Below are 5,874 nucleotides of genomic sequence, written 5' to 3' on the forward strand. Positions count from 1 at the left end.
AGCTCCCACAGGGTTCTCTGTAGAGGGCATAGGTCATGGCTGACTCGATTTCGATGAAGAAGCTGGTCACTCGACTATTGCTGGTGGTGGTGGCGATGTTTGTTTTCGGGTTTGCCCTGGTGCCGATCTACGACGTGATGTGCAAAGCATTCGGCATCAACGGCAAAACGGCCGGGCAGTACGAAGGCGAGCAAACCGTCGATGCCTCGCGGCAGGTTCGCGTGCAGTTTCTGTCGACCAATACCGCCGACATGCCCTGGGATTTTTATCCCAAGCACGATGAGCTGACGGCAAACCCTGGGGCGGTGAACGAGATGATCTTCATTGCACACAACCCCACCGATCGCCCGATGAGCGCCCAGGCAGTGCCGAGCATCGCGCCCAGCGCAGCGGCGGCGTACTTCCACAAGACCGAATGTTTCTGCTTTACCCAGCAAGTGCTGCAGCCCGGTGAACGAATAGAAATGCCGGTGCGTTTCATTGTTGACCGTGACATGCCCAAGGATGTGAAGCACCTGACGCTGTCCTACACGCTGTTCGATATCACCGCCCGACATCCACCGGTCGCTGTAAACACTGGCGGTTGAGCGTGCCCGATAAGGAGAACAATAAATGGCAACTCATGAACATTATTACGTTCCGGCCCAGAGCAAATGGCCGATCATCGCCACGCTCGCAATGGTCACCACCGTTTATGGCCTGGGCACCTGGTTCAACGATCTGAAAGCGGCGAGGCCGGAATCCCACGGCCCGCTGATCTTTTTCGTCGGTGGCCTGCTGCTGGCGTACATGCTGTTCGGCTGGTTCGGCACGGTGATCAAGGAGAGTCGCAGCGGCCTGTACAGCGCGCAAATGGACCGCTCGTTCCGCTGGGGCATGAGCTGGTTCATTTTCTCGGAGGTGATGTTCTTCATCGCCTTCTTTGGCGCGTTGTTTTATGTGCGTCACGTCTCCGGACCGGCATTGGGCGGTGAAGGTGCCAAAGGGATCGCGCACATGCTGTGGCCGAACTTCGAGTTCACCTGGCCATTGTTGAACAACCCGGACTCCAAACTTTTCCCGCCACCCAAGGAAGTCATCAGCCCTTGGGGCTTGCCGCTGCTCAACACCGTGATACTGGTCAGTTCCAGCGTCACCGTGACCATCGCCCACCACGCCTTGAAAAAGGGCCATCGTGGCGCGCTGAAGCTCTGGCTGGCGATCACTGTCTTGCTGGGTTGCGCGTTCCTCGGCTTTCAAGCCGAAGAGTACATCCACGCCTACCACGAACTGGGCCTGACGCTGGGCTCGGGCATCTACGGTGCCACCTTCTTCATGCTCACAGGGTTCCACGGTGCCCACGTGACCATCGGCACCATCATCCTGTTCGTGATGTTGATGCGGATCATGCGCGGACACTTCGACAACGAGCATCAATTCGGTTTTGAAGCAGCGAGTTGGTATTGGCACTTCGTGGACGTGGTGTGGATCGGGCTGTTCGTTTTCGTCTACGTGCTTTGAAGGCAGCTGCAAGCTGCAAGCTGCAAGCCTCAAGTATGGAGCGCTTGAAGCTTGAAGCTTGTTGCAAGTAGCTACCACGGAACGTGGGACACCAACTGGCCGCTGAAAAAACCCCAGGTGATCAGGCCCAGGGTAATGGCGGCCAGGGCAACACGGACACTCAAGGCAATGACGAGGCGGTTCGAGCTGCTGTCGTCCTTGACCAGAAAAAACAGGCCGCTGAACAGGCTGACAACCGTGGCAATCAGCATCAGGACGATAGCTGCTTTGAGCATGGTGAAACTCCGGGGGATAAAGCGATGCATTCAAGTATAGCTATCGCGTTGACCGACTTTTTGGCGATGCCATGAAGCGCTTTCGGCCAGGAGTCGTGCCGACACTGGTGGTCGCCCTGTTGCTGCCGCTGTTGGTGTCACTCGGCTTCTGGCAACTGGGCCGGGGCGCGGAGAAAAGCGCGCTGCTGCAAAGCTACAGCGAGCGTCGGACCGCCGAACCGATGGCCAGCACCGAACTGCAGCACAGTGCAGATCCAGCCTTTCGCCGGGTTCGCCTGCACGGTCAATTCGATGCCGCCCACAGTCTGCTCCTGGATAACCGCCAGCGCGACGGCAAGGTGGGTGTCGAGTTGCTGCAACCGTTCCAGGATCAGGCGACAGGGCTCTGGCTGCTGGTCAATCGCGGCTGGTTGCCATGGCCGGATCGGCGTATTCCACCAAAATTCGCCACACCCGCCGAAGCCTTGAGCCTCAATGCCTGGGTCTATGTTGCTCCCGGCGCGACCTTCCAATTGCACGCCGATCCGGCTACCACGACCTGGCCACAGCTGGTCACGGCGGTTGATCCAACGAAACTCTGGGCCGCTCTGGACCGTGAAGGTTTTGCCTTCGAATTACGCGCAGAAAGCGGGCCTGCCACTTATCAGGCCGATTGGCCGGTAGTCGCCATCGGCCCGGAAAAACACATCGCCTATGCCGTGCAGTGGTTCGCCATGTCGATCGCGCTGTTCGGTCTTTATCTCTACCTCGGCTGGCACAACGCAAAGGAGAAACACCATGGGAGCGGCCATGAATCCACCCAGCATGTCTGAGGCGAAAACGCCGGCGAACCGGCGCAAGGGGCGCCTGCAATTACTGCTGATCCTGCTTGGAGTCATTGGCCCGATGATCCTCGCCACCGGCATGTACAAGCTCAATTTTTGGGTGCCGGAGGGACGCAGTTATCACGGCGAATTGATCGGTAACGGACAGACCCGTGCAGATATCGGCGTACAGGCTCAGGAAGATCGCTGGCAACTACTGGTGACCGCACCGAAAGATTGTTCGGTGGATTGCCAACAACTGGTGTACCTGGCGCGGCAGATCCAAATCGGTCTGGGGCGCGATGCCGGACGAGCCAGCCACGCCCTGGCCGCTGGCCAACCCCTGAACAACGAGTACGAAACCAAGCTCAGCCGCGAATACCCGCAACTGCAACGTTATCCCATGGACCTGACCACCTTCAGCAAAGCCACGGGTGACCACGCCGCACCCCAGCTGTGGATCATCGACCCCCACGGCAACCTGGTGCTGCGCTACGACCCGTCGGTCAAGGGCAAGGACCTGCTCAACGATCTGCGTCATCTGCTGAAACTGTCCAACATCGGATAAGGGCATCGTCATGGCCAAACCAGGATTTCGCCTCGCGCTGTTTGCCACCTTGCTGGCACTGATTGTGGTGTTGCTCGGTGCCTACACCCGCTTGACCCACGCAGGCCTCGGTTGCCCGGATTGGCCCGGCTGCTATGGCTTTATCAGCGTGCCGAAAAGCGAAGCCCAGCTGGCCCATGCCGAATTGCATTTCCCGGACACACCGGTCGAGGCCCACAAGGGCTGGAACGAAATGATCCATCGCTACTTCGCCGGCACCCTCGGGCTGTTGATTTCGGTTTTGGCAGGTCGCGCCTGGATCCATCGTCGGCATCCGGGGCAACCGGTGAAGCTGCCCTTGTTCCTGCTGGCGGTGGTGTTCGCCCAAGCCGCATTCGGTATGTGGACCGTGACGCTCAAGCTCTGGCCGCAAGTGGTAACCGGGCATTTGCTCGGTGGTTTTGCCACGTTGAGCCTGTTGTTTCTGCTGACTCTGCGCCTTTCCGGCGTGCTGCCGGCGCTGACCGTGCCGCGCCGCTTGCAGTACTGGGCGACGGCCGGGCTGCTGCTGGTGATCGGGCAAATCGCCCTCGGTGGCTGGGTCAGCTCCAACTATGCCGCCGTGGCCTGCATCGACTTCCCAACCTGTCACGGCCAATGGTTGCCCCCTGCCGATTTCGCCAACGGCTTTCACCTCACACAGCACATCGGCCCGAATTACCTCGGTGGGCAACTCGACAGCGACGCTCGCACTGCGATTCATCTGACTCATCGCATCGGCGCTTTGCTGGTCACGCTGGTGCTGCTCGGTTTGGCGTGGCAACTGAAAGTGGTCGGCATGACGCGTCTGGCGGGGCTGGTATTGATCGCCCTCACCGCACAGATCACCTTGGGCATCAGCAACGTGCTGTTTCATCTGCCCCTTCCGGTGGCCGTTGCCCATAACGCGGGTGGCGCGGCGCTGCTGTTGACGATGGTGTTGGTCAATTACCACGCCCGAACCAGTCTGGTTCGGGTCAAGCAGCCGACTCGCTGGCGCTTCAGCCCGCGTAAACACTCCGCCGCGCCCATAACAATAAAAGGAGAGATGCCATGGCGACTCTGATCGGCGAACGCCACCGCCAGGCGATCTGGCGTGACTACCTGGAACTGACCAAACCCAAAGTGGTGGTGTTGATGCTCATCACCTCGCTGGTCGGGATGTTCCTCGCCACGCGCGCCGGGGTGCCGGGGACGGTGCTGGTGTTCGGCAATCTGGGAATCGCCTTGTGTGCTGGCGGTGCGGCAGCGGTCAACCATGTGGTGGACCGGCGCATTGACGCCGTCATGGCCCGTACGCACAAGCGACCGCTGGCCGAAGGCCGGGTATCACCGACGGCGGCGCTGACATTTGCGTTGGTGTTGGCGGTGCTGGGCCAAGCCTTGTTGCTGGCTTTCACCAATCCGCTGACGGCGTGGCTGACCCTCGCCTCCCTGCTCGGTTATGCGGTGGTCTACACCGGTTTTCTCAAACGCGCTACGCCACAGAATATTGTCATCGGCGGCCTGGCCGGCGCGGCCCCGCCTCTGCTCGGCTGGACAGCGGCCACCGGCCACGTCAGCGCCGAACCACTGCTACTGGTGCTGATCATCTTCGCCTGGACCCCTCCACACTTTTGGGCGCTGGCCATCCACCGCAAAGAGGAATACGCCAAGGCTGATATTCCGATGCTCCCGGTGACCCACGGCGAGCACTACACCAAAGTGCACATCCTGCTTTATACCGGCGCGCTGCTGGCCGTCAGCCTGATGCCTTACGTGATTCACATGAGTGGCCTGCTCTACCTGGTCTGCGCCATTGGCCTGGGCGCGAGGTTCCTGCAATGGGCTGTGGTGTTGTACCGTGGCACTCGACCGCACGCGGCGATCAACACGTTCAAGTACTCTATCTACTACTTGTTCCTGCTGTTCATTGCCCTCCTCGTAGACCATTACTTATTGTTGAACCTATGACTCGAACCCAGAAAACAGTCTTCATCCTTGTCGCCCTGATCGCGCTGGTCCTGGGCCTGACCATCAATAAAGTGCTCTCCGGAAAAGGCCAAGGCGACCCGACGGCGTTGATCGACGCCGGGATCATCCTGTTGCCGCAAAGCCGCAACCTGCCCAGCGTGACGATGACCGATCAGGACGGCAAACCGGTGGCGGTCAATGAACTCAAAGGCAAGTGGTCGCTGCTGTTCTTCGGCTACACCTTCTGCCCGGACATCTGCCCGACCACCCTCGCCCAGCTGCGGCAGATTAAAAGCGAACTGCCGCCCGAGGCTGTGGATAAGTTGCAGATCGTACTGGTCAGCGTCGACCCGAATCGCGACACGCCCAAGCAACTCAAACAGTACCTGGGTTATTTCGATCCCCAATTCATCGGCCTGACACCAACGTCAGTCGAGGAACTGCAAAAAGTCGCCAACGCAGTGAGCATTCCGTTCATTCCAGCCGACACCAGCAAACCGAACTACACCGTCGACCACAGTGGCAACCTCGCCGTGATTGGGCCGGATGGCACTCAGCGGGGGTTTATTCGGTCGCCGTTGAACAACCAGAAACTGGTGGCGCAATTGCCGGTGATGCTGAACCGCAAGTAAGACTCTGTGACTGACACACCGCCTTCGCGGGCAAGCCTTAATGCCAGTCAGTTAAGCGATGAAGGTCAACTGTAGGAGCGAGCTTGCTCGCGAAAAACGTTAACGATAACGCGAAAATTCTGAAT

Annotated in this window: 8 protein-coding genes; 7 read left to right on the top strand and 1 reads right to left on the bottom strand. The window is 59.4% G+C overall.

All coding sequences use genetic code 11. The annotated features are described in order from the left end of the window. Nucleotides 1–35 precede the first annotated feature (35 nt). Both ACRESJ_RS34490 and ACRESJ_RS34495 read left to right on the top strand, forming a co-directional pair. On the top strand, nt 36–587 hold the full coding sequence (locus tag ACRESJ_RS34490; protein WP_431761882.1) for a cytochrome c oxidase assembly protein: 552 nt from the start codon (nt 36–38) through the stop codon (nt 585–587). A gap of 25 nt (nt 588–612) precedes the next feature. Next, on the top strand, nt 613–1,500 hold the full coding sequence (locus ACRESJ_RS34495) for a cytochrome c oxidase subunit 3 (protein ID WP_431761883.1): 888 nt from the start codon (nt 613–615) through the stop codon (nt 1,498–1,500). Nucleotides 1,501–1,571: 71 nt separating this feature from the next. On the opposite strand, the gene ACRESJ_RS34500 is transcribed toward ACRESJ_RS34495, so the two are convergent. Next, on the bottom strand, nt 1,572–1,775 hold the full coding sequence (locus ACRESJ_RS34500; protein ID WP_431761884.1) for a twin transmembrane helix small protein: 204 nt from the start codon (nt 1,773–1,775) through the stop codon (nt 1,572–1,574). Nucleotides 1,776–1,846: 71 nt separating this feature from the next. Between ACRESJ_RS34500 and ACRESJ_RS34505 the strand changes: the two genes are divergently transcribed. From ACRESJ_RS34505 to ACRESJ_RS34525, 5 genes are read left to right on the top strand one after another with little or no spacing between them, the layout of a single operon-like run. Then, entirely contained in the window at nt 1,847–2,587 is a 741-nt protein-coding gene (locus tag ACRESJ_RS34505) for an SURF1 family protein (protein WP_431761885.1), read from the top strand. After that, nucleotides 2,553–3,146, top strand: a complete 594-nt coding sequence (locus ACRESJ_RS34510; RefSeq protein ID WP_431761886.1) for a hypothetical protein — start codon at nt 2,553–2,555, stop codon at nt 3,144–3,146. Before ACRESJ_RS34505 ends, ACRESJ_RS34510 begins: the two co-directional genes overlap by 35 nt. Before the next feature lie 10 nt (nt 3,147–3,156). Next, complete coding sequence (locus ACRESJ_RS34515) at nt 3,157–4,230, top strand: COX15/CtaA family protein (protein WP_431761887.1); 1,074 nt, start codon at nt 3,157–3,159, stop codon at nt 4,228–4,230. Then, nucleotides 4,218–5,117 carry a heme o synthase gene (cyoE, locus tag ACRESJ_RS34520; protein ID WP_431761888.1) on the top strand — a complete coding sequence of 300 codons (900 nt, stop codon included), beginning with the start codon at nt 4,218–4,220 and terminating at the stop codon, nt 5,115–5,117. The genes ACRESJ_RS34515 and cyoE overlap by 13 nt, the downstream gene beginning before the upstream one ends. Further along, on the top strand, nt 5,114–5,749 hold the full coding sequence (locus ACRESJ_RS34525; protein WP_431761889.1) for an SCO family protein: 636 nt from the start codon (nt 5,114–5,116) through the stop codon (nt 5,747–5,749). The genes cyoE and ACRESJ_RS34525 overlap by 4 nt, the downstream gene beginning before the upstream one ends. Nucleotides 5,750–5,874: the final 125 nt, after the last annotated feature.

Origin of the sequence: Pseudomonas sp., assembly GCF_050739655.1 — a bacterium.
GTDB lineage: Bacteria > Pseudomonadota > Gammaproteobacteria > Pseudomonadales > Pseudomonadaceae > Aquipseudomonas.